This window comes from Marinobacterium sp. xm-a-127 (assembly GCF_013283425.1).
GTDB lineage: Bacteria > Pseudomonadota > Gammaproteobacteria > Pseudomonadales > Balneatricaceae > Marinobacterium_E.
In genome coordinates this window covers 248,039-271,918 of the sequence record NZ_WBYH01000001.1, presented here as the reverse complement: position 1 = coordinate 271,918, position 23,880 = coordinate 248,039, and the positions used below count along the sequence as shown (strand labels likewise).

At 50.5% G+C, this 23,880-nt stretch carries 27 protein-coding genes; 5 read left to right on the top strand and 22 right to left on the bottom strand.

Going from position 1 to position 23,880, the window contains the following annotated elements; genetic code table 11:
* Positions 1-6 precede the first annotated feature (6 nt).
* From carA to ffh, 19 genes are all read right to left on the bottom strand, one after another.
* On the bottom strand, positions 7-1,146 hold the full coding sequence (gene carA, locus XMA127_RS01190) for a glutamine-hydrolyzing carbamoyl-phosphate synthase small subunit (protein ID WP_173480228.1): 1,140 nt from the start codon (positions 1,144-1,146) through the stop codon (positions 7-9).
* A gap of 206 nt (positions 1,147-1,352) precedes the next feature.
* Complete coding sequence (gene parE / locus XMA127_RS01185; protein WP_173480227.1) at positions 1,353-3,245, bottom strand: DNA topoisomerase IV subunit B; 1,893 nt, start codon at positions 3,243-3,245, stop codon at positions 1,353-1,355.
* Between the two features lie 12 nt (positions 3,246-3,257).
* Entirely contained in the window at positions 3,258-3,845 is a 588-nt protein-coding gene (locus XMA127_RS01180) for a YqiA/YcfP family alpha/beta fold hydrolase (RefSeq protein ID WP_173483788.1), read from the bottom strand.
* Entirely contained in the window at positions 3,845-4,297 is a 453-nt protein-coding gene (locus XMA127_RS01175) for a DUF1249 domain-containing protein (protein ID WP_173480225.1), read from the bottom strand. The genes XMA127_RS01180 and XMA127_RS01175 overlap by 1 nt, the downstream gene beginning before the upstream one ends.
* Entirely contained in the window at positions 4,290-4,925 is a 636-nt protein-coding gene (locus tag XMA127_RS01170; RefSeq protein WP_173498839.1) for an NUDIX domain-containing protein, read from the bottom strand. Before XMA127_RS01170 ends, XMA127_RS01175 begins: the two co-directional genes overlap by 8 nt.
* The gene (gene nfo / locus XMA127_RS01165) at positions 4,922-5,809 is read right to left on the bottom strand and encodes a deoxyribonuclease IV (RefSeq protein ID WP_371731420.1); all 888 of its coding nucleotides are present in this window, start codon (positions 5,807-5,809) and stop codon (positions 4,922-4,924) included. The genes XMA127_RS01170 and nfo overlap by 4 nt, the downstream gene beginning before the upstream one ends.
* On the bottom strand, positions 5,797-5,979 hold the full coding sequence (locus tag XMA127_RS01160) for a hypothetical protein (protein ID WP_173480223.1): 183 nt from the start codon (positions 5,977-5,979) through the stop codon (positions 5,797-5,799). The genes nfo and XMA127_RS01160 overlap by 13 nt, the downstream gene beginning before the upstream one ends.
* Positions 5,980-6,000: 21 nt before the next feature.
* The gene (gene recJ / locus XMA127_RS01155; protein ID WP_371731421.1) at positions 6,001-7,731 is read right to left on the bottom strand and encodes a single-stranded-DNA-specific exonuclease RecJ; all 1,731 of its coding nucleotides are present in this window, start codon (positions 7,729-7,731) and stop codon (positions 6,001-6,003) included.
* Positions 7,728-8,525 carry a YdcF family protein gene (locus tag XMA127_RS01150; RefSeq protein WP_173498469.1) on the bottom strand — a complete coding sequence of 266 codons (798 nt, stop codon included), beginning with the start codon at positions 8,523-8,525 and terminating at the stop codon, positions 7,728-7,730. The genes recJ and XMA127_RS01150 overlap by 4 nt, the downstream gene beginning before the upstream one ends.
* 35 nt (positions 8,526-8,560) lie before the next feature.
* Positions 8,561-9,955 (bottom strand): threonine synthase, encoded by a 1,395-nt coding sequence (gene thrC / locus XMA127_RS01145; RefSeq protein WP_173480221.1) that lies wholly within the window; start codon positions 9,953-9,955, stop codon positions 8,561-8,563.
* A gap of 12 nt (positions 9,956-9,967) precedes the next feature.
* Positions 9,968-11,269, bottom strand: coding sequence for a homoserine dehydrogenase (locus XMA127_RS01140; RefSeq protein WP_173480220.1), 1,302 nt, complete (start codon positions 11,267-11,269; stop codon positions 9,968-9,970).
* A gap of 239 nt (positions 11,270-11,508) precedes the next feature.
* Entirely contained in the window at positions 11,509-12,225 is a 717-nt protein-coding gene (locus XMA127_RS01135) for a DsbC family protein (RefSeq protein WP_173480219.1), read from the bottom strand.
* A 35-nt stretch (positions 12,226-12,260) separates the two neighbouring features.
* Positions 12,261-13,187 carry a site-specific tyrosine recombinase XerD gene (gene xerD, locus XMA127_RS01130; protein ID WP_371731491.1) on the bottom strand — a complete coding sequence of 309 codons (927 nt, stop codon included), beginning with the start codon at positions 13,185-13,187 and terminating at the stop codon, positions 12,261-12,263.
* Positions 13,187-14,521 carry a hypothetical protein gene (locus tag XMA127_RS01125; protein WP_173498838.1) on the bottom strand — a complete coding sequence of 445 codons (1,335 nt, stop codon included), beginning with the start codon at positions 14,519-14,521 and terminating at the stop codon, positions 13,187-13,189. Before XMA127_RS01125 ends, xerD begins: the two co-directional genes overlap by 1 nt.
* A 127-nt stretch (positions 14,522-14,648) precedes the next feature.
* Positions 14,649-15,005: a 50S ribosomal protein L19 gene (gene rplS / locus XMA127_RS01120; protein ID WP_173480217.1), complete on the bottom strand. Its 357-nt coding sequence runs from the start codon at positions 15,003-15,005 to the stop codon at positions 14,649-14,651.
* A 28-nt stretch (positions 15,006-15,033) separates the two neighbouring features.
* Positions 15,034-15,774, bottom strand: a complete 741-nt coding sequence (gene trmD, locus XMA127_RS01115) for a tRNA (guanosine(37)-N1)-methyltransferase TrmD (protein WP_173480216.1) — start codon at positions 15,772-15,774, stop codon at positions 15,034-15,036.
* A 3-nt stretch (positions 15,775-15,777) separates the two neighbouring features.
* Entirely contained in the window at positions 15,778-16,311 is a 534-nt protein-coding gene (gene rimM, locus XMA127_RS01110) for a ribosome maturation factor RimM (protein ID WP_173480215.1), read from the bottom strand.
* Positions 16,312-16,331: 20 nt separating this feature from the next.
* Entirely contained in the window at positions 16,332-16,580 is a 249-nt protein-coding gene (gene rpsP, locus XMA127_RS01105) for a 30S ribosomal protein S16 (protein WP_173480214.1), read from the bottom strand.
* Between the two features lie 168 nt (positions 16,581-16,748).
* Complete coding sequence (gene ffh, locus XMA127_RS01100) at positions 16,749-18,131, bottom strand: signal recognition particle protein (RefSeq protein ID WP_173482986.1); 1,383 nt, start codon at positions 18,129-18,131, stop codon at positions 16,749-16,751.
* A 161-nt stretch (positions 18,132-18,292) separates the two neighbouring features.
* Between ffh and XMA127_RS01095 the strand changes: the two genes are divergently transcribed.
* Both XMA127_RS01095 and XMA127_RS01090 read left to right on the top strand, forming a co-directional pair.
* On the top strand, positions 18,293-19,087 hold the full coding sequence (locus XMA127_RS01095; RefSeq protein ID WP_173480212.1) for an inner membrane protein YpjD: 795 nt from the start codon (positions 18,293-18,295) through the stop codon (positions 19,085-19,087).
* A 65-nt stretch (positions 19,088-19,152) separates the two neighbouring features.
* Entirely contained in the window at positions 19,153-20,430 is a 1,278-nt protein-coding gene (locus XMA127_RS01090) for an HlyC/CorC family transporter (protein WP_173480211.1), read from the top strand.
* Here XMA127_RS01090 and XMA127_RS01085 read toward each other — a convergent pair.
* Both XMA127_RS01085 and XMA127_RS01080 read right to left on the bottom strand, forming a co-directional pair.
* Positions 20,378-20,596, bottom strand: coding sequence for a DUF1289 domain-containing protein (locus XMA127_RS01085; RefSeq protein ID WP_173480210.1), 219 nt, complete (start codon positions 20,594-20,596; stop codon positions 20,378-20,380). The genes XMA127_RS01090 and XMA127_RS01085 overlap by 53 nt on opposite strands.
* Entirely contained in the window at positions 20,596-21,192 is a 597-nt protein-coding gene (locus XMA127_RS01080) for a CoA pyrophosphatase (protein ID WP_173498837.1), read from the bottom strand. The genes XMA127_RS01085 and XMA127_RS01080 overlap by 1 nt, the downstream gene beginning before the upstream one ends.
* Before the next feature lie 53 nt (positions 21,193-21,245).
* On the opposite strand from XMA127_RS01080, the gene XMA127_RS01075 reads away from it, so the two are divergent.
* Together XMA127_RS01075 and XMA127_RS01070 are read left to right on the top strand one after the other, a co-directional pair.
* Positions 21,246-21,827 (top strand): NUDIX hydrolase, encoded by a 582-nt coding sequence (locus tag XMA127_RS01075; protein WP_173480208.1) that lies wholly within the window; start codon positions 21,246-21,248, stop codon positions 21,825-21,827.
* Positions 21,827-22,144, top strand: coding sequence for a helix-turn-helix domain-containing protein (locus XMA127_RS01070; protein WP_173498836.1), 318 nt, complete (start codon positions 21,827-21,829; stop codon positions 22,142-22,144). The genes XMA127_RS01075 and XMA127_RS01070 overlap by 1 nt, the downstream gene beginning before the upstream one ends.
* Here XMA127_RS01070 and XMA127_RS01065 read toward each other — a convergent pair.
* On the bottom strand, positions 22,138-22,620 hold the full coding sequence (locus XMA127_RS01065) for a MarR family winged helix-turn-helix transcriptional regulator (protein WP_173480206.1): 483 nt from the start codon (positions 22,618-22,620) through the stop codon (positions 22,138-22,140). The genes XMA127_RS01070 and XMA127_RS01065 overlap by 7 nt on opposite strands.
* Before the next feature lie 203 nt (positions 22,621-22,823).
* Here XMA127_RS01065 and XMA127_RS01060 point away from each other — a divergent pair, with 203 nt between their 5' ends.
* Positions 22,824-23,819, top strand: coding sequence for an ABC transporter substrate-binding protein (locus tag XMA127_RS01060; protein WP_173482988.1), 996 nt, complete (start codon positions 22,824-22,826; stop codon positions 23,817-23,819).
* Positions 23,820-23,880: the final 61 nt, after the last annotated feature.

Genomic DNA, 23,880 nt, shown 5'->3' with positions numbered 1-23,880 from the left:
TACAACTCAGCCCTGTTGGCGTGAGCGCATCATCTCAACGAAGCGATCGAAGAGTGGTGCCACATCGTGTGGACCAGGGCTCGCTTCTGGGTGCCCTTGGAAACTGAACGCTGGACGATCAGTACGCTCAATACCCTGTAGTGAGCCATCGAACAGTGATTTGTGTGTTGCACGTAGTGTGCTAGGTAGTGAATCTTCAGCCACCGCGAAACCGTGGTTCTGGCTGGTGATCATCACCTGCTTGCTATCTAGATCCTGAACGGGGTGGTTGGCACCGTGGTGACCAAACTTCATCTTCTCAGTTTTAGCACCTGACGCAAGCGCAAGTAGCTGGTGACCAAGACAGATGCCGAAAACTGGCAGTTCTGTTTTTAGAATGTCAGAGATCGCATCGATCGCGTAATCACATGGTTCTGGGTCACCAGGACCATTCGACAAGAAAACGCCATCTGGATTCATTGCAAGCACTTCAGATGCTGGAGTCTGTGCAGGCACAACCGTCAAACGGCAGCCGCGCTCAACCAGCATGCGTAGAATATTTTGTTTAACACCGAAATCGTAAGCCACTACGTTGAACGGTTGATCAGCATCGGCTTTCTCTGTGTAGCCAGTACCAAGCTCCCAAGTGGACGTGCGCCAAGCATCAGAACTGTCACGTGTAACGACTTTTGCTAAGTCCATGCCTTTCAGGCCAGGGAAGCCACGAGCAGCATCGAGTGCTTTCGCTTCATCAATGTTATCACCCGCAACGATGCAACCATTCTGGGCACCTTTCTCACGAAGAATACGCGTTAAGCGGCGTGTATCGATGCCGGCAATACCCATGATGTTGCGCTCTTTTAGGTACTCATCTAGCGCCTGCTCAGAACGGAAGTTGCTCGCAAGCAGTGGCAGATCACGAATCACAAGACCTGCAACCCAAGTGCGATCAGATTCTGCATCTTCAGCGTTACAACCCACGTTACCAATGTGTGGGTAGGTGAGTGTCACGATCTGGCGGCAGTAGGATGGATCGGTAAGGATCTCTTGATAACCGGTCATTGAGGTGTTGAATACAACCTCACCTGATGATTCGCCTTCGGCGCCGATCGAAATACCCCTAAAAATAGAACCGTCTTCAAGGGCTAAGATGGCTGGCTGCGTCAAAAGAACCTCCCCGCGCGCTGGCTAGATATGAAAAATTACTGTGGCTTGGCTGCAAAAAAGCGAGGCCAACTTGGGGTCCGCCTCGCTTTCAAAAACATCTCTTCGGTGGGATGCGCCGCTATCGCGGGCAAAACCTGCGGTATTCTAAGGGAATTAGCTGCGCAAGTCCATGCCGAATCGGTCGAATATGGTGAGTAAAAGTCAACTTAAACTGTAGCTAAGTTGCCCTTCTCCTCAAGCCAGCTCTTGCGATCCGAAGCCCGTTTCTTCGCCAACAACATATCAAGCACCTGGTGAGTATCATCTCCAGACTCCAGCGTTAACTGAACCAAACGACGGGTATCAGGATCCATCGTTGTTTCACGCAGCTGCATCGGGTTCATCTCACCCAAGCCCTTAAATCGTTGCACACCGATGCGCGCGTTTTTGCGCTCCGCTTTGATGCGTTCAACGATGCCATTCTTCTCAGACTCATCCAGAGCGTAGAAGACCTCTTTCGCCACATCAATTCGGAACAGCGGCGGCATAGCGACATAGACATGCCCTGCAGCCACCAAAGGTTTGAAGTGTCTTAGGAAGAGTGCACAGATCAGCGTGGCGATGTGCGCACCATCAGAATCGGCATCGGCAAGAATACAGACCTTACCGTAACGCAAATTACTCAGATCCTCGGCACCCGGATCCACGCCAATAGCCACCGAAATATCGTGAATCTCTTGCGAACCGAGGATCTCTGAAGAGTCGACCTCCCAGGTATTCAAAATCTTACCACGCAGCGGCATGATCGCCTGAAAGTCTCGGCTACGTGCCTGCTTTGCTGAACCGCCTGCCGAGTCACCCTCGACTAAGAAGAGCTCACTGCGCATAGGATCGGTGCCCGAACAGTCGGCTAATTTACCTGGTAGAGCGGGCCCCTGCGTTACCTTTTTACGCACCACTTTCTTAGCAGAACGCAGACGTTTTTGTGCATTGGCGATCACCAATTCAGCAATCGCCTCACCCTCTTCAACGTGCTTATTGAGCCATAATAGGAAGGCATCTTTTACCGCACCCGAGATAAACGCCGCAATTTGACGCGAAGAGAGACGCTCTTTGGTTTGACCAGAGAACTGCGGGTCACGCATCTTGGCTGAAAGAATAAAGCAGCAACGATCCCAGACATCCTCTGGCGACAGTTTCACACCGCGTGGCAGCAGACTGCGGAAGTCACAAAACTCACGCAACGCCTCCAAAAGACCGGTACGCAGGCCATTCACATGGGTTCCGCCTTGCGCGGTCGGGATCAAGTTGACGTAGCTTTCGCAGGTCATCTCGCCACCCTCTTTTAGCCACTGGACAGCCCACTCAACGGCATCCTCTTCACCCTGCAAAGAGCCACAAAATGGCTCTTCAGGAAGGGTCTCATAAACTTGTGTATTACCTTTCAGATACGCCACTAAGCCATCTTCGTAGTACCACTCCTCTTTCTCTTTCTTACCCGTAGAGAGATCGGTAAAGGTCACTTTTAAACCGGGACAGAGAACCGCCTTGGCACGCAGATTATGCTTCAGACGACTGACACTAAACTTAGGCGAATCGAAGTAACTAGGGTCGGGCAAAAATCGAACGGTGGTACCGGTATTGCGCTGACCACAGGTATCGACCACTTCAAGATCCGATACTTTCTCGCCGTCTGCAAAGCCGATGCGATGCACCTGACCACCACGACGAATTTGCACCTCCAACAGCTTAGAGAGTGCGTTAACAACGGAGACACCCACCCCGTGGAGACCGCCCGAGTAGTTGTAGTTGTCATTGTTAAACTTACCGCCGGCATGAAGCTTGGTCAGAATCAGCTCAACCCCTGGGACACCCTCCTCTGGGTGAATGTCCACCGGCATACCGCGACCATCATCGGACACAGAGAGTGAGTTGTCGGGGTGCAGAATGATATCGATCTGCTTTGCATGGCCTGCCAACGCCTCATCGACTGAGTTGTCGATCACCTCTTGTGCTAGGTGATTGGGACGATCCGTTTCTGTGTACATTCCCGGGCGACGCTTTACTGGGTCAAGCCCGCTTAGTACCTCGATCGAACCAGCATTATAGTCCTTTGACATATCTCTCTTTTCCTAGCCGTTCTCAGGCTGCCAGCGATTCTCAGCGAAGGCAAAAATCGTCGGCAACATGGATTCAAAATTTTCAAAGCCGTGATGGCCGCCCGGTTGAACAATCTGCGAGGACTCACTGTAGTAGCTAACAGCCTCACGATAGTCGAGGGTCTCATCTCCCTCTTGCAGCATCAGCAGTAGACGTTCCGGGTATGTCAGTTGAGGATAATACAACCGCTCTAACTGAGCCATATGTTCAAGCGTCAATTCATACTCTTCGCCAGAGTAGAAATTCTTTTGCGGACCTAGTAACGCACCCAACAGTGTGTGTGGCGCAACCGCCGGGTTAACTAAAATGGCTTTTACATGTGCGTAGCGCTCACTGAGGCAAGTCGCATAAAAACCACCCAAAGAGCTGCCAATCAATAGTAGCTCGTCATGCTGCTGAACAATCGTCTCTAGCTGCTGCATCGCCTCTTCTGGCCAGTGCGACAATGCGGGTACTGATAGCTGCGATGCCCTACCGATCGACTCAAAGTGGCGTATCAACTGCTGACCTTTAAGCGACTCGGGTGAACTGTTAAAACCGTGAATATAGAGAAAATGCATTACTGTCCGCTCACCACCTTCACATCATGACGCACACCCTGAGTCGCACAGTGTCCTAACCACTCCGCAAGATGTTGATTAAGCTGGTATTTTTCATCTGGCTGATGCATCGCATCATTAGGGTAATCGTAACGTCCAGGCAGTTGTGAGCGACGTTTTAAACAGACCACTTCCGCCATCCGTGCATCATGATAGAGACGTATCACAAAAGACTGTGGGTTAAACCATGGGGAAGCTTGCTCAGGCCAGTAAGAGAGTGTCCACGTCGAGGTGTAGGCAAACTCCTCATCGCGTTTAATGGCGACAACATAGGCGTGTTGATGCCACTCGATACGAAACTCAATAGACTCCTGCTGAGCAGGAAGCAGACGCATCAGACGGGCATAGTTGGTCTCAGAGACAACACTCTGTTTTACCAAATCCGGTACGTACTTACGCTTCACATCATGCATCAACAGCACCTTGTAAACTTAATTTATTCAGCGCCAGCCACTGCAAACCTATGATGGCAGGCGAACTATTAATAACACCCTGATTGACTAACTCTATGGCATCATCACTCGAAAGGACGTGAACACGAATATCTTCACCCTCCTCCGGCAAACCATGAATGCCTCTGGCCTGCTCCGAATCCACCTCAGCATAAAGCAGATCGATCCACTCATCACAGCCACCGCCACTGGGCAGATAACGAATAATTCTACGCGGCTCGCCGATCACCAAGCCAGCCTCCTCAATCGACTCACGCTTAGCAACCTGTACAGAGCTTTCACCCTCTTCCACCACACCAGCAACCACCTCAAGCATCCATGGAGAGGGGCCCTGCAGAGACCCAACCCGAAACTGCTCAACCAACACGACAGAGTCCTTCGCAGGATCATAAAGCAGCACACAGACCGCATCTCCCCGCTGAAACAGCTCGCGTGTGATCTCAATCGATTGACCTAAAAAAGTCTTATGCTCAAGCGTTAACCGCTTAACCCGAAAATAACCCTGAAAGGCCGTCTCATCGGTGATCAAGCGATAATCTTGTTGCCCAAAGCTGGGAGCCCAAGCCGGTTTGGAGTGCTCAGAACTCATTGCGCAGCCTGTTTCTCGCCAGCAAATTGACGCAACTGCTGAATCTCTTCTGGCCAAATCGTCTCATCAATAGTCTCTAAACAGAGCGGGACACCACGAAAACGATCGTCCTGCATGATGTAACGAAACGCCTCCCAGCCAATTTCACCCTGACCCAATGAGTGGTGACGATCGACGCGACCACCCAGCGCTATTTTAGAGTCGTTAATGTGCATACCGCACAACCTATCAAAGCCGATCAGTCGTTCAAACTCGGCAAAACTCTGCTCACAGGCTTCAAAAGTGCGTAGATCATAACCTGCAGCAAAAATATGGCAGGTATCGATGCAGACACCAATGCGTTCAGGGTATCGGCTTTTGTCGATGATGGCCGCAATCTCTTCAAATCTGTAACCTAAATTGGATCCCTGCCCCGCCGTCGTCTCAATCACGGCGATGACCTGTTCGGTCTCCTGAGTCGCGATATCGATCGATTCAGAGATGGTCGCTAAACAGCTTGTCACATCGATCTTTTTAAGATGACTGCCCGGATGAAAATTCAGATAACAGAGCCCTAACTGCTCGCAACGCTGCATCTCATCAACAAAGGCGTCGCGTGACTTCTCAAGTGGCTCTGCCTCTGGGTGCCCCAAATTAATCAGGTAACTGTCGTGCGGAAGAATTTGCTCTGGCAGAAAGCTATGCTCGGCACAGTTCGCTTTAAACTGCTCGATTGTCTCATCGGCAAGCGGCTTAGCTACCCACTGTCTCTGATTCTTAGTAAACAGCGCAAACGCATTGGCACCGATCGCCGCCGCATTCAATGGCGCATTCTGCACCCCACCCGCTGCGCTAACATGGGCACCAACGTAGTAGGGCTTCAGTGAGTTACTTACAGCTTGCACGCACCACCTGCACAGTCGTCAAAGTCCATCGACTCAAGCTCCATTCGCTCAGAGTGTGCGCTTTTAATCACCTTCAATAGACTACCCTCAGCGGATCCATCTTCAGCGACTCCAGCACGCTCAAATACAGAGACCAAAATACCCAGTTCGTCTGTCGTAAAATCGTTCATTCTCTTCTCCTTATTATCGAGCTAGAGTGGCTTAAGCCACTCCACCATTAGCTGTAAGCTGCGCTGCCCACGAAATTCATTGATATCCAATCGGTAGACGGCACGCACACGATTGATCGACGCATTCGGCCAAATATCAGACTCTACATTAAAGGCGATTGCATCCAGTGCCAAGCCTGTTGTCGGCTCTTGCAGTACCATTTTCAGATGTTTTTGACCGACGATACGCTGCTGCAACAGTCGAAACTCACCATGGAAGCTCGGTTCTGGGAATTGGTGCCCCCAGGGGCCCGCTTCTTGAATCATCTGAGCCAACTCCATGGTGAATTGATTAGGTGCCAACTCACCATCTGTCTCGATCACTCGATCCAGATCCTCTTTGCGTGTCTGACGAGTCACTTCAGCCGCAAAAGCAGTCTCGAAACGGGCTAGATCCGCTTTAGAAATGGTCAAACCGGCTGCCATCGCATGACCACCAAACTTTGAAATTAAGCCAGGATGTTCGGTCGCTATACGATCCAATCCATCGCGTATATGGAACCCCTCAATGGAACGAGCCGATCCTTTAATCTCACCCTCATCACCCGGCGCAAACACGATCACCGGTCGATGCAGTTTCTCTTTAACGCGAGAGGCAAGAATACCAATAACGCCTTGGTGCCACTGCTCGTTAAAGAGCGCTATGCCGGCTGGGCGTTCCGCCTCCAAAAGATCCAACGACTCTAAATGGGCCATCGCTTGAGCCTGCATTTCAGACTCAATAGAGCGTCGCTCGCGGTTTAAGGCATCCAGCTGTTCAGCGTATTCACGGGCACGTTGTGGATCCTCCTCTAGTAGACACTCAATACCCAAGCTGATGTCATCCAAACGACCTGCCGCATTAAGACGTGGTGCAACGGCAAACCCCAAATCAGAGCTACTAATGCGTTGATTATCACGCCCAGCAACCTCTAAAAGCGCAAGGAGGCCCGGACGCGCTCTGCCGGCACGGATACGGGCCAACCCTTGATGCACTAAGGTGCGGTTATTCCGCTCCAGAGGCACTACATCGGCCACCGTACCCAAAGCAATAAGATCAAGATAGTTAGCCAAATTCGGAGCCTTAACTCCGCTCTTCTCAAACCAACCAAGCTGCTGCAGCTGACGACGAAGTGCGATTAAAAGATAGAAGATGACTCCGGCACCACAGGTCGATTTCGCCATGAACTGACAGCCGGCCTGATTGGGATTAATAATTGCCACAGCCTTGGGCAATACCGAGCCCGGCAGGTGGTGATCTGTCACGATCACATCGATCCCTAGCATATTGGCTCGATCAACACCTTCGATACTGGAGATACCATTATCAACGGTAATGATCAGATCGGGCTGCTTCTGCTGAGCAACCTCAACAATTTCCGGAGACAGGCCATAGCCGTATTCGAATCGATTCGGAACGAGATAGTCGACCTGATTAAAACCAAACGCACGCAGAGCCAGTAACGCTGTCGTCGTACTGGTCGCACCATCACAATCGAAGTCGCCAACAATCAGGATCGACTCCTGTTGCCGAAGCGCAGTGACAAGCCTTGCCACCCCGGCATCAATGCCTAACATGGCACCATCGGGGAGCAGGGTCTCCAACCCCTTTTCAAGCTCACTGAGCTCAGACACGCCGCGCCCGGCGTAGATACGCGCAATCACCGGATGCAAAGAGGCAAGTGAGGAAGATACAGCGCCTATTGGGCGCTCAATAATCATCGCTTCGCTCAAGACTCACCTGGCAAAAGCTGATCAGTTTTATCGGTTAGGTAGTAGACAACCAGGCCTATCCATTCGCGCAAACCGGTGTGAAGGTCTCGCATGTTACGCCACAGCCTTGGATCCAACTTAAAGCCTGTTGTAGTCGTCGTGTAGTAATCCACTGGGTAGGGAATGACCTGCCAACCCTGTTTCTCAAAGATACCTACAGAGCGCGGCATATGAAAAGCCGAGGTCACCAACAACCACGGCTTATCAGGCACAGCACCCAACAATTTTGCCGACAATAGCGCATTTTCATAGGTGTTTCGGGACTGGTTCTCCAAAAGGACCCTATCCGCAAGACCTATTTGCCCCAGATAATCGGCCACACCATCCGCCCCTTTGAACGATTGACGGAGAACGGACCCACTGCCACCGGTAAAGATGATTTTCGCTTCAGGAAAACGCTTAGCCAAGGCTGGAATCACCATCACCCGCTCAGCAGCGGCATTGAACTGGGACTGTTGCCAAACCGAAGAGAGCTCAGGGTTTTCACCGCCGCCCAAAATCACGATCCCGGCGGGCTCAATCTGATTCAGATCCGGTTGCTTAAAACGTGACTCCAAAGGGTACAAAACCGCATCTCCCAAGGGCATCAATAAAATCGCCATCAACAGCAGTAGATCAATAGATAGCAGCCAGCTAGCTAAGCGGCGCTTACCTAACCAAAGTAAAAAAAGGCCAAGCAGCATCAACCAGACCAAAAGATGGTCAGGTGCAGCGAGGAACCAGAAAAGCTTTGAGAGCGAGAAGAAACTGTCCATACAAAAAAACGCCCCTCAAAGGAGGGGCGATTCATTTAGCTCTTGTGCGAGTGAGTCGCCACAAACTGTTGTACTGTGGCCAGATCGTTATCCAGCACCGACAGACGCTCTTCTCGTTCAAACAGATCGCTCATATGAGCCGGCAAGCTAGGCGATTCAAGACCTGCTTTCACAACAGGATCTGGGAACTTAACCGGGTGCGCGGTGGCCAGAGTGACCATCGGTACACTCATATCACGACGACATTCGCGTGCTGCTTTAACACCAATCGCTGTGTGCGGATCCAGTAGGTACTCAGTCGACTCGTAGACATCAGCAATAACCTGACAGGTTGTCTCATCATCAACGGCGTAGCTGTTAAACAGCTCGCGAACCTTATCCCACTCACCATCACCAAGATGAACAGACTCTCTCTTAAAGCGCGCCATCAGATCAGCAACGGCTTTACCGTCACGACCATAAACATCAAATAGAAGACGCTCAAAGTTCGACGAGACCATAATATCCATCGATGGCGACAGAGTATGCTCAAGCTGACCTTTAGACATATCGTTACCGCTGATGACGCGGTGAAGAATGTCATTACGGTTAGTCGCTACCACCAACTGATCGATCGGCAGACCCATCTGTTTAGCGAGGTAGCCGGCAAAAATATCACCGAAGTTACCCGTTGGAACCGAGAAAGAGACTGGACGATGAGGGCCACCCAAGGTCAGCGAGGCTGAGAAGTAGTAGACGATCTGAGCCATGATACGAGCCCAGTTGATTGAGTTCACTGCACCCAGCTTCATACCGTTTAGGAAGCTCTGATCAGCAAAACTGTCTTTCACCATCTCCTGACAGTCATCAAAGTTACCTTCCAAGGCGATATTGAAGACATTGTCTTCCAATACGGTCGTCATCTGACGACGCTGTACTTCAGAGACACGGTTGTAAGGGTGAAGAATGAAGATATCCAAGTGATCAGAGTGACGACAGCCTTCGATCGCTGCAGAACCCGTGTCACCTGAGGTAGCACCCATAATCACCAGGCGTTCATTGCGCTGTTTCAGCACATGATCCATCAAACGACCGAGCAACTGCAGTGCGAAGTCTTTGAATGCCAAGGTAGGACCATGGAACAGCTCAAGAACGAACTCGTTGCTATCGATCTGAACCAAAGGTGCTACGGCATCGTGTTTAAAGACAGCGTAGGTCTCATCGATCATCGATTTAAGATCCCCGTCGCTAATGCACTCTTCAACGAACGGCTTGATCACTTTGAAGGCAAGATCCGCATAGCTAAGGCCTGCCCAGCTTGCGATCTCCTCTTTCGAGAAAGTCGGTAGAGTCTCAGGTACATAGAGACCCCCATCAGACGCCAAACCAGCTAATAGCACATCCGCAAAATTGAGTGCGGGCGCATCACCACGAGTCGAAATATAACGCATCGAAAATTCCTCTTAATCAGCCAGCTGTTCAACACGGATGCGGGTCACTTCACCCACAACGTCTGGCAGTGCTTCGATCTCGCGAAGCGCTTCGTTCATTGTCGATTCAACCACTCGTTGAGTCAGCAGAATGACAGGCACCTGTGATTCACGGATCGGTTTCTGAATCACGGCTTCAATATTGATCCCTTTTTCACCGAGGATGCGGGTAATGTGAGCCATCACGCCTGGGCGCTCAACGGCTTGCAAGCGAAGGTAGTAAGCACTCTCAACCTGTTCAACAGGAAGCACTTCAGCATCTGAAAGCTCGCTAGGCTGGAAAGCCAAGTGGGGAACTCGGTTGTCACGGTCAGCAGTGAGTGTACGAACCACATCCACCACATCAGCAACTACTGCAGAAGCCGTTGGCTCAGCACCGGCACCCGCACCATAGTAGAGGGTTTGACCCACCGCATCACCATCAACAAGGACGGCATTCATGACACCATCGACATTGGCCAGTAACGCTTTCTCTGGAATCATCGTTGGGTGAACACGTAGCTCAATACCCTTCGCTGTGCGGCGGCTAATACCTAGGTGCTTGATGCGGTAGCCTAGCTCTTCAGCGTAGTTCACATCCTGTGAAGTGATCTTACTGATACCCTCGGTGTAGGCTTTTTCGAACTGCAGTGGGATACCAAACGCGATTGAGGCAAGTATGGTCAGCTTGTGCGCTGCGTCTATGCCTTCAACATCAAAGGTCGGATCCGCTTCTGCGTAGCCCAACGCCTGAGCTTCCGCCAATACATCTTCAAAGGCACGACCTTTGTCACGCATTTCGGTCAAAATGAAGTTACCGGTACCGTTAATGATGCCAGCCAACCAGTCGATCTTGTTCGCAGATAGACCTTCACGAATCGCTTTGATGATTGGGATGCCACCAGCAACTGAGGCCTCAAACGCGACCATCACATTCTTCTCTTGCGCAGCCGCAAAAATCTCGTTGCCATGCACCGCGATCAACGCCTTGTTCGCAGTGACGACGTGTTTACCGTTTTGAATGGCCGTCATCACGAGATCAAAGGCTGTCTCGTAACCGCCGATCAGCTCAATGACGATATCGATCTCAGGGTTGGTTGCGATCTCGAAAATGTCCGATGTAACGTGGATTCCTGTCGTATCAAACGCAGGGTTAGGGCGACGCATAGCGACCTGTTCAATCTGAATTCGACGACCCGCACGACGTGCAATCTCAGACGCATTGCGATTAAGAACATCGAACGTACCGCCACCGACAGTACCCATTCCACAGATGCCAACTTTTACCGGCTTCACAACCTTACCTCATTCGAAGTGAGCTCGAGCGGTTCACCCGACCCAGAGCGTTAAAAAATGGGGCATATTATAGCTAAAAAAGGGTGTTTGAACTATGGGTATTAGGGAGGTTTTACTGATAAAAAGCGTAATTAGAGGGCGGATGTCAGGCTGAAGCCTGACACCAGTGCTTCAACCTAACTACAGAGAAACGTGACTGGCTTTCAGCCTGTCACGACCCTACCAGCATTTTCCAGAGATTACTTAATCCCCAACACCGGCAGCAGACGCTCGGCTGGCATGTAACCCGGTAATAGATCACCCGTCTCGGTAATCATCGCAGGGGTGCCGGTAACCCCTAGCTTTTGACCCAGCGCCAGCTGTTCAAGCACGGGTGTTTGGCAGCCATCCGCTTTAACAGAGCCACCATCTAGCGCTGACTCCATTGCTGCTAAGCGGTCATCGGCACACCAGATCTGATCCATACGTGACGCAGTAGCACCGCCAGGACCAGAGCGAGGAAAGGCTAAGTAAGCGACTTCGACACCCGCTTCGTTCAGAGCATCCACCTCTTCGTGCAGCTTCTGACAGTAGGGGCAATCGATATCGGTGAAGACATAAAGTCGAGTTCTCTTCTCACCTTTAGCTGGGAAAATAACCATATCGCTATCAGCCACCTGCTGCATGGCATCTAAACGCATCCCACTTAAGCGCTTCTCGGTAAGATTGATCAGACGGTTCTCTTGTGTGATCTGATACGCCTTGCCCGACAGAATAAACTGCGCATCTTCACTGACGTAAAGCACCTCACCAGAACCGAGTAACACCTCATAAAAACCGGTCATATCGGACGGCTCAATCAGCGTAATTGGGATCGAAGGATCAACCGCTTTCAGCTTCTCTTCAATCAGGGTCTCTGTATTTGCCAGAGCCGGCAAAGTCACAAGGGATAACAACAGTACGAACAGGGTTTTCATCTTAACTCCTTAAAAATTGCGCCCAGTGTGCCAGTTTAACCGCGCGGATGAAACTGCTTGTGCAACTGCTCTAAGCGATGCGTGGCAATTTGCGTATAGATCTGAGTGGTTGATAAATTGGCATGCCCCAACAGCATCTGCACGGCACGAAGATCCGCCCCATGATTCAACAAGTGTGTTGCAAACGCATGCCTTAGCGTATGGGGCGACAATTCCGACTTCACACCCGCCTGCTGAGCCCAAAACTTAATACGATGCCAAAAGGTCTGTCGGGTCATCTGCTGTCCTCGACGACTCAAGAAGAGCGCTTCAGGGTTGGTAGCACCCATCAACAGTGGCCGTGCAGCTGATTGATAGCGTTTCAACCAATCAATGGCCGCCTCGCCAACAGGGACCAGTCGCTCTTTATCACCCTTACCGACAACCTGTAATAGCCCAGCCCTCAGGTCAATTTGACCCACCTCAAGCCCAATCAACTCAGAGATACGCAACCCGGATCCGTACAACAGCTCCAACATAGCTCGATCTCGCAACCCCAGTGAATCTTCAACATCCGGCGCCTCAAGCAGCGCATCCACTTCTGCTTCGGAAATGGACTTTGGCAACGCGCGCCCGCGCTTTGGATTGGAGATATTCAACGTAGGGTCAACGTCGATCACACTTTCGCGCAATAGGTAGCGATAAAATCCACGGATACAGGAGAGTTGTCGAGCAGTCGAGCTGGCTTTAAACGCTTCAGACAGGCGCCAGGCAAGATAGTGCTGTAAATCGGACTGCGTAACATCCATCAGTGATTTACCCTGCTGATTCAACCAACAGGCAAACTGATTCAGATCGCGTCGATAGGAGCTCTGCGTGTTGTCACTTAAGCCACGCTCCATCCACAAGCCTTGAATGAACTCTTTGATTAACGCGGCATCTTTGGAGTCAGGGCTTTGCGCAGTAAAACGTGCATCCGGCACTAACGGTAGACCTCAATAGTTTCTAAAAAGTTACGATCAACAGAGTAGGAAGCATACCCTTGATCGACCCTTCTTAGTAGAACTAACTTATTGTCTGCCACCTCGATCAAACGCCCCTCAATAAAGCGCCCGAAGTGGGTGTAGAGACGAATCTGATACTGTAGATAGTCATCCAGCTCATCAAAGCTAGCAGGATAGAACTGCTTAGAATCCTCAAGCTTTTGCACTTCGCGACTGGAGAGAATCTTCTCCTTGAGCTGCTCAACATTGACCAATCCCTCCTCCTGAGGGGTTAACTGTTCAGCCTGCTCCGCATCTGGCAACAGGGACTCCCAATCCAATCCCGCTAAATCAAGCCCCACCGAGTTGATGCGCAAAGAGGGATTCAAGCGTTCAGCTAAGACGTGGGGGGCGTTCATCAATACGAACAGCTCACTGCCCATACCGCCCGCTGGTGAGATACCCAAATCAACACTTGAACCCGGGGCAATGGCCTGCTCATAGGCATTCCAAAGCCGCTCTGGTACCTGCATACCCAACTGTGTAGCCTGAGCTTTTAACAGATCGGCATGCGCCAAGCGATACTCCGCCTCCGTCACCTCAGTCTGTTCAGCACAGTAGGTATCGCGGCGAGCATTAAATCCAAGGTCTTGGTAGGCAAACTGAAAACGCTGGACTCGCGGACTGGCCGCCAACAAGGTCTGTGGTGCAAGGTATCCAGGTGTAAAACTAACCTCCAACACCAATCGTTGCGAGGCGATCCCCAACAGCTGAATCTGACTACCCAAGACTAGACGTCCATTATCGTTATCTGGGTCTAAGCGAATGTTAAGATCCGCCTGAATTTCGGGGTATCCCATATCTCGTAACACAGGCAGAGAGAATTCACGCACATCGCCACAACCCAGAGCGGCGATGTTAACCAACCCTTTGCTCGCAGCAGCACTCTGATTCGCAAGGGCCGTCTCCATAAAGTCGGATGCCAGATCCATTCTTAACTTATCGATTTTGATGGCCAAGAAACTGGGCCAGTCAGAAGCACTGCTGACAGGAGAGGGCTGCAGGAAGAAGAGCGGCGCGTCCGCTCGAATACTGATATTGGCCACCTTGATGGCAGATTCATAACCGAAAGGAGCCGCCTGCAGCGACTCAATACGGACTTCACCGCGTGGATCCAGAACCAACTGCTCATAGTGCACACGATAACCGGGCAGCAGAACCGTTAACGTATCATCGATATAGGCTTTAGCTTTGTAATAGACATAGGCATAACCGCCCCCACCGACCAGTAGCGTCGCTATCAATAACAGTAGAACGGTTTTAAACCAACGCAAAGGATTCCCCCCAACAGTCATCACTTCATACTAGACCACTATTAGAAATAGGAGAAATTTGAGCAATAAAAAAGGCGACCCATGGTCGCCTTTTTTAATCGAGATCAACTCAGTTAATAAAATTAACTTAGTTAAGCTTCTCTTTGATACGTGCAGACTTACCGCTACGCTCACGTAGGTAGTAAAGTTTCGCCTGACGAACGTCACCACGACGCTTAACTTCGATCGCTTCAACCGCTGGGCTGTAGGTCTGGAAAGTACGCTCTACACCCACACCGTGAGAGATTTTACGTACAGTGAAAGCAGAGTTTAGGCCGCGGTTACGCTTACCTAGAACTACACCTTCGAACGCCTGTAGACGGCTACGGTTGCCCTCTACTACACGTACTTGAACTACTACAGTGTCACCTGGGCCGAAGTTCGGTACTTCTTTACCAGTTTGTTCAGCTTCGATCTGCTGAATGATTAAGTTTTTGCTGCTCATCGCTCGCTCCTAACTTTTCAACTGCGGACTACTTTTTAGTCTCGCCGATGTATTCGTTTAACAACGTTTGCTGTTCTGGGTCCAAATCGATCTTCTCTAGCAGATCAGGGCGACGCTCATAGGTCCTTCCTAACTGCTGTTTTAGGCGCCATTTACGTATCTCTGCGTGATTTCCACTCATCAATACCGACGGTACGCCAACGCCATCTAACTGTTCTGGTCGTGTGTAGTGTGGACAATCAAGCAATCCTTCCGAGAAGGAGTCCTCTTCAGCAGAGGCTTGGTCACCCAGTACACCAGGCACCATTCTTGATATCGCATCAACCATCACCATGGCTGGGAGCTCACCACCACTCAGGACAAAATCACCGAGTGACCACTCTTCATCCACTTCCGCTTCGATCAGGCGTTCATCAACCCCTTCGTAGCGACCGCAGACAAAGATCAAACTCTCTGCCGTGGCCAGTTCTGTCACACCTTGTTGATCTAAGCGTCTGCCTTGTGGCGACAGATAGATCACTTTAGCCTGACTGGGTGCTGCCGCTTTCGCCGCCGCTATCGCATCTCTCAATGGCTGAACCTTCATCAACATCCCAGGACCACCACCAAAGGGGCGATCATCGACGGTGCGATGTTTGTCGTGAGTAAAATCTCTTGGATTCCAACTCTCGACTTGGATCAGTCCGTTTTTAACTGCTCTGCCTGTAACACCAAAACGGCTAACCGCCTCAAGCATTTCAGGGAACAGCGATACGATCCCAAACCACACAACTTAGAACTCTGGGTCCCAATCGACCCGCATTGTTCCAGCGTTTAAATCAATTTGTTTGATCACCTGATCCGGTACATATGGGATCAATCGTGTCTCACGATCAACGCTCTCGTCTGTACCTTTAACAACCAACACATCATTTGCGCCGGTCTCTATTAGGTGATCTACCCGACCCAACAATTCGCCGGATTCGGTATAAACCAATAATGTCTCTAATTGACTCCAGTAGTACTCACCGTCATCCAACACTGGTAGAACCGAGCGTGGTACTGCAATCTCCGCTTCACAATATTGGCGGGCTGCTTCGGGTGAATCTATAGAGTCCAATTTTGCGATTAAACCCTTACCCTGTTTTTTAGCGCTGGTGACCTTAACCGGTACCCATTCACCTTGTTGTTTTACCAACCAGGGGCGATAGCTGAGGATATTCTCCATCGAATCAGTGTATGAGTAGACTTTAATCCAACCCTGTACACCGAAAGGTGAGTTGAAGCGTCCAAGAACTACGTAGTCCTCTGCTGCAATCTCTGCCACTGCTATCAGGCCTTAATCAATTACTTAGCTTTACGTGCTTCTTTAACCAGTGTGCTAACACGTTCGCTCATTTGAGCGCCCTTGCTAACCCAGTACTCTACGCGCTCTAGATCAAGACGTAGACGCTCTTCCTGGCCGCGAGCAACCGGATTGAAGAAACCAACACGCTCAATAAAGCGGCTGTCACGCGCAAAACGAGAGTCTGCGACATGAATGTGATAGAACGGACGCTTTTTAGCGCCACCACGGGACAAACGAATAGTGACCATTAAGGACCCCTTTATTTCGCGGATGGGTTTTGAGATCGCCCATCATTGTTGTTTCTTCACCAATCCCAGCAAATTGCCCAGACAGATGAAGGCCAAATTAAATAGGGCGCAGATTCTACGTGAATACTGCGCCCATTAAAAGCTATTTTTTGATCAGAGTTTGATCAATTACATACGTGGGAAACCACCAGGACCGCCCATACCCGGTGGCATCATCCCTTTCATGCCACGCGCCAGTTTCGCCATACCCGATTTAGAACCAAACTTCTTCATCATCTTAGCCATCTGCTTGTGCTGTTTAAGCAGGCGATTGATCTCTTGGATGTTGGTACCCGAACCAGCTGCAATACGACGTTTACGCGAGCCGCTGATAATATCTGGGTTGCGACGCTCTTTAGCCGTCATCGAGTCGATGATCACGGCAAACTTCTTCATGCCCTGCTCAGCCTGAGCCGTTTGTGCCGCTTGGATCATCTGCCCCATACCCGGCATCTTCTCCATCATCGACATCATACCGCCCATGTTGTTCATCTGATTGATCTGATCACGGAAGTCTTCTAGATCAAAGCCTTTACCTTTGCTGACCTTCTTCGCCAGCTTTTCCGCTTTATCCTTATCAATCTTGCGCTCAGCCTCCTCAATTAAGGAGAGCACATCACCCATACCCAAAATACGCGAAGCAACACGATCAGGGTGGAAAGGCTCAAGGGCATCGACCTTCTCACCAACACCTAGGAACTTAATAGGCTTGCCAGTAATGTGGCGTACCGACAGAGCCGCACCGCCTCGGGCATCACCATCGGTCTTAGTCAGAATCACACCGGTAAGAGGCAAGACTTCATTAAAGGCTTTTGCAGTATTCGCTGCATCTTGACCCGTCATAGAGTCAACGACGAACAGCGTCTCGACCGGATTAACCGCTGCATGCAGCTCTTTAATCTCAGCCATCATGGCATCATCAACCGCTAGACGACCCGCGGTATCGACAATGACAACATCATGGTGCTGAATTTTTGCATGCGCCGTCGCGCCATTAACGATATCGATCGGCTTCTGTTCAATAGTCGACGGGAAGAACTCGACATCCACCTCGCCGGCCAGAGTCTCTAGCTGACGAATAGCTGCTGGACGGTAGACGTCAGCTGATACGACCAACACCTTCTTCTTTTCACGCTCACGGAGGAAACGCGCCAGCTTTGCAACCGAGGTGGTTTTACCCGCACCCTGCAGACCGGCCATCATCACCACAGCAGGTGGCGTTGCCGCAAGGTTAAGCTGCTCGTTCGCTTCACCCATCACGCGAACCAACTCTTCGTTAACGATCTTAACGAAAACCTGACCAGGACTTAGGCTCTTAGAAACTTCTTGTCCAACCGCACGCTCTTTGACCGCGTTTACAAACTCTTTAACCACCGGCAGGGCAACATCAGCCTCAAGAAGCGCCATACGTACTTCACGCAGCGTATCCTTAATATTGTCTTCGGTCAGTTTCGCGCGTCCTGTAACGGAGCGAAGCGTGCCAGTTAAGCGTTCTTGAAGATTTGCAAACATTCTATTCCTCATTGTGCGGGTCTAATGGGTCGTTTCGATATCGAGATATCCCGCCAAATTTGCGCCGTAGTATAGCGCAGGGACAGGCTGACTGTATATTTCGCATCCCAGCAATTTGTGCCACACTTGTGGAATTAGGTTTACACAGTCCGGAGTTTTGGATGCTATCGCTATTTACCCTTGCCGCCATTGGCCTCTATCTGATTGCCAGCCAGTGGCAAATGAAGCAGTTCGCGACTCAACAAGGCGGACCGCGCAACCGCATACAGGCTTTTGGTTTCATCGCCGTCATTTTTCAACTGATCGCGACTTTACAGATCATTTCGGGCGGATTTGGCTTAAACCTCAGCTTCTTTGTTGCCGGCTCGATGATCTCGATCGCCGTGGTCGTTCTTCTGCTATTGGGTAGCCTACGTCATAAGCTCGACAATCTGTTTATGTGGGTCTTTCCAATGGCCGCCATCACTCTGGCTCTGGCCTATGCTTTCCCTGGCGAAGGGACCAAATCAAGCTACAGCGCTGGACTGCTAAGCCACATTCTGTTGTCTATTATCTCCTACAGCCTGTTCACGCTTGCCGCACTGCAAGCTCTGTTGCTCTCTAAGCAGGAGCATGCTCTGAAAAGCCATAAGACCAGAGGCTTACTGAATACCCTGCCACCACTGCAGGTGATGGAGAACCTACTGTTTGATTTGATTACTGCGGGTCAGGTGGTACTGACGCTGGCGTTGATAACGGGTTACGTCTACACCGATGATCTGTTTGCACAACACCTCGCTCACAAAACGCTGCTATCCCTTGGCGCTTGGGTTGTCTTCACCATTCTGCTAACAGGACGTGCGATGTTTGGTTGGCGAAGCCGCACGGCTCTACGCTGGACACTCAGCGGATTTGTTCTGCTGATGCTCGGCTTCTTTGGTTCAAAAGCCGTTCTAGAGCTAATACTTGGGGCTTAATTGGGTTGACACCCACGCCCCATCTACACAAAATGAGCTTCCGTTAACAATATAGGCATTTCCCCTTGGAAGACGCGTCGATAAGCTCGCTCTCAATTCTTCTGTTTATCCTGATCCTCTGTTCTGCATTTTTCTCTAGTTCAGAAACTGGCATGATGTCGCTCAATCGCTACCGTTTGAAGCATTTAGCGAAGAATAACCACCTAGGTGCACGCAAAGCCGCCAAACTGCTAGATCGCCCAGATCGTCTGATCGGCCTGATTTTGATTGGCAACAACTTCGTCAACATTCTCGCATCAGCCATCGCGACCGTCATTGCGGTTCGAATCTGGGGGGATGCAGGTATCGCCATCGCGACCGGTGCCTTGACGCTGGTCGTGCTGATTTTTGCGGAAGTGACACCAAAGACACTGGCAGCCATGTATCCAGAGAAGGTGGCTTTTCCGGCCTCCTATGTTTTAGTACTGCTACTTAAAGTGTTTTACCCCTTGGTGTTTGCCGTCAACCTCATTACCAATGGAATTTTCCGTCTACTCGGTATCAAGACGACCGGGGAAGATGCCCACAATCTTAGTACCGAAGAGTTACGTACCATCGTGAATGAGTCAGGCGCTCTGATCCCTCAATCGAATCAATCGATGCTACTTGGGGTCCTGGAGCTTGGTGAAGTGACCGTTAATGACATCATCATTCCACGCAACGAGGTAGAGGGCATCGATCTGGACCATGAGATGGACCAGATTCTTGAGCAGCTCTCTAAAACCAAACATACCCGCCTTCCGGTCTACCGTGGCGACATCAACCAGATCGTCGGGGTACTTCACATGCGCAATCTGGCCCAGTTGATTCAACAGGGCAAGGTCACCAAACCGGCCATTATGGCGGTGGTTCATGAAGCTTACTTCATTCCAGAGAGCACACCGCTGCAGACACAGCTCCTTAACTTTCAGAAAGAGAGCCGCCGCATCGGCGTCGTAGTGGATGAGTACGGTGATGTACAAGGCATTGTCACCCTGGAAGATATCTTAGAAGAGATCGTCGGCGAGCTCTCCAACGATCAATCGGATATCCATGAAGACATCCACCAACAGGAAGATGGCAGCTACTTTATCGATGGCTCGGCTTATATTCGTGAGATCAATAAAGCACTGAATTGGGAGCTATCGACCGAAGGGCCAAAAACGCTTAACGGTTTGATCACGGAGCAGCTCGAGTCCATTCCCGATGCTAACGTCTGTATCGAACTGAATGAGTACCGTTTAGAGACGCTACAAATCAGTGACAACCTGATTAAGACGGTTCGTGTCCAGCGTCTCGAGATCGAGAGTGACGAGGAGGAGTAGCCTCCCGCTCTCGAATCAACGCCCAGACTTCACGCTTCTTCTCATTGGAGTAAGTACTCCAATAGGCGATCTCTAGACCTGAACGACGACAGGCAATACAGAGATCGTCCTCATCGAGAGCACACACGCCCATGCAAGGATTGGGAATCGGTTTTTCTGAATCCATTATGTTCGCTCTGGCCTCGGTCTGGTTTGAATCTGTGCATCAAAGGCACTGTTTAATAGCTCAGCAATGACCCAGGCGGTTAGCCCCCAGATCTCATAGCCTTGATAATCCCATGCTGGTGCATATCGAGTCTTACCGGATAGATCCATGAACTGATCAAATCGCGCACGGCCCGGCTCCATAAAGAAGCTCAACGGTACTCGAAAAACAGCTTCGATCTCATCGGGATTAGGTTGCTCGACAACCCTATGCGGCACAACACCAACCCAGGGAACCACTTTGAGGCGATGCTTAGAGAGCACATCACTTAAAGCCCCCAAGGGCCTAACTTGTGAAGGCTCAATACCTAGCTCTTCATGGGTCTCACGCAAAGCCGTAGCAAGAATATCCTGATCCTCGGGATCTCTGCGACCACCTGGAAAAGCCACCTCACCGGCATGACTCGACAGCTTGCTGTGTCGCAAGGTCAGTATCACCTCTGGTATGGCCAGATCGGTGATTAACATCATCACACCCGCCTGCCGATCAGACGAATAGTGGTCAGATAGCTGCCAAGGCTTGTAGTGAGTCAGGGTTTGCTCTATTTTCGAAATCATTAGTTTAATCATACACCGAATAGAAGAAAGCTACGCAAAAGATAGGAGATTCGATGAAGTTCTGCAGCGAGTGCGCCACACCTGTTGAATGGACCATTCCAGAGGGTGACCACCTTCCCAGACACGTCTGCCCCAACTGCGAGACGATCTTCTACTCCAACCCCAAAATCATCGCCGGCTGCCTACCCATCTGGGAAGAGAAAGTATTGATGTGTCGTCGCAACATCGAACCACGCAAAAACTATTGGACCCTACCGGCAGGCTTTATGGAGAATGGTGAAACCACTGAACAGGGCGCCATGCGTGAGACTTGGGAAGAGGCTGAAGCGGAAGTCGATATTATCTCGCTCTACACCCACACCTCCATTGTGCATGTGAATCAGCTGCAGCTCTTCTTCCTAGCCAAGATGCGCACCCCAAGCTTTTCAACGACGTCAGAATCCAATGAGGTCGCACTGTTCAGCGAAGATGAGATCCCTTGGGATGAGATCGCCTTCCCGACGGTCAGCAACGCACTGCGTCTGTTCTTTAAAGAGAGAAACGCTGGCGGGCCGTTTAACTTCCACAGAATCAGTATCGATCGCCACAACGAGCAGAACAACGCATCGACCACCCAGCATGAGATTCACATTTAATGCCAGTGTTAAAAGAGAGCAAAGCGGCCAAAGCCTTCCAACGCAAACTGCTGATCGCTTGGTGTATTGATAAGCACCCAGGCAACCTCACCCACCTACAGAAACTCACAGGCATGCCAAGACGGACACTGCAGGATGCCATTAAAGATCTGGATGATCTGTCGATCGAGTGTTCATTTCAACAAACTGAGGGGGCTTTGAATAACCAGGGCGTCTACCGCATTGATCAGTGGGGCTGTATTGATCCAGACTGGGTTAACCAGAATATTGAATCAATCGCAGAATCGTTAGAGATAAAACTTCAGCTCGACTACTGATTCGCCGTCGCCGCCAAATCGAGAAGCGGCGAAGCGTCGATCGCCTCAGCATCCATCATCTGAGCAAGATCCTGCAGGGTATTAACGACCTGGAATCGCTTCGCTTCAGATAACTTAGAAAAGCGCTCTTCAAAACGCTCATGCAGAAGTGGTGGAACGGAACCCAGGGTAGAAGCACCCTCTTCGGTCAGACGCGCATTTACTTTACGCTTATCGGTCACTGAACGAACACGCACCGCTAAACCGCGCTGCTCTAGGCGGTTTAAAATAGTCGTTACCGTCGCCTGACTCAGTGAAACGCTTTCCGACAGCGTCTTAACAGTCACATCACCCAGATCCCCAATTGCACGCAACACCATTACCTGCGGAATGGTGAGGCCACAGCTCTTCGCAATACGCTTTGATTGAATATCCGTCGCACGAATAATCTTACGTAGAGCAATGAGTACATCTTGTGATTGCTGAATGTCTGTCATGTAAAGCCTGTCATTGAGATAAGTAGCACGATTAACAACCTGCTGAGCGGGCGCATTTATAGCCCATCCCCTTTTCATCATCAATCACTATTTAAATAATTACAACTATAATTATTTGAACTCTAATGATTAGACCTGTTAGGATGTTTGTCACGAGAGGTTAATAGCCTAATAAGAAACTGAAAACGAATGGGAACAGACACATGAAAAAACAGATACTTGCTGCATCACTGCTAGCCGCTAGCTCAACTGCATTTGCAGGTTCACACGCGTCTTGTGGTGACGTTCAGATTGCCGACATGAACTGGGCATCAGCAACCTTTATCGCCAACGTTGACCGCTTCATCCTAGAGCATGCATTTGGCTGTAATGCTGAAGTCGTGCCTGGCGACACCGTTCCGACTTCAACGTCAATGATTGAGAAACAGCAGCCAGACATTGCACCTGAGCTTTGGACTAACTCTTTCAAAGAGGGTCTAGAGAAAGCGGTAGCAGAAGGCAAACTATCGGTTGCTGGCAAAGTCTTCAGCGATGGCGGTGAAGAGGGCTTCTGGGTACCTAAATACATGGTTGAGAAGGATCCAAGCCTTGCAACAATCGAGGGTATCAAAGCAAACGCAGCACTGTTCCCACACCCAGAAGATGATTCAAAAGCAGGTTTCGTAGGCTGTCCTTCTGGTTGGGGCTGTCAGATCACTGCAGGCAACCTTCACAAAGCACTTAACCTAGCCGATGCTAACTTTGAACTGGTTGATCCAGGTTCTGCAGCAGGCCTAGACGGTTCGATTGCACGTGCATACGAGCGCGGCCAAGGTTGGTTCGGTTACTACTGGGCACCAACAGCGATTCTTGGTAAGTACGAGATGGTTAAAGTGGACTTCGGTTCAGGTGTTGATGAGCAGCATTTCATCGACTGTATCTACAAAGCAGACTGTCAGGATCCAAAACCGTCTATGTACCCTGAATCACCTGTCTACACATACACAACTGCTGAGTTCTCTAATCGCGCTCCAGCAGCAGCTGAGTACCTAGCTAACCGTTCTTTCACAAACCCACAGCTTAACAGCCTTCTAGCGTGGATGGATGAGAACCAAGCAGATGGTGAGTACGCAGCTGAGTACTTCCTAACCGAGCACGCAGACATCTGGAAAACGTGGCTAACAGCTGATCAAGCGGCTAAGGTTGAAGGCGCTCTTTAATCCTTAACAACTGCGTTATACTCACGCCTCGCTTTGAATAAAAGCGAGGCGTTTCTGTGTA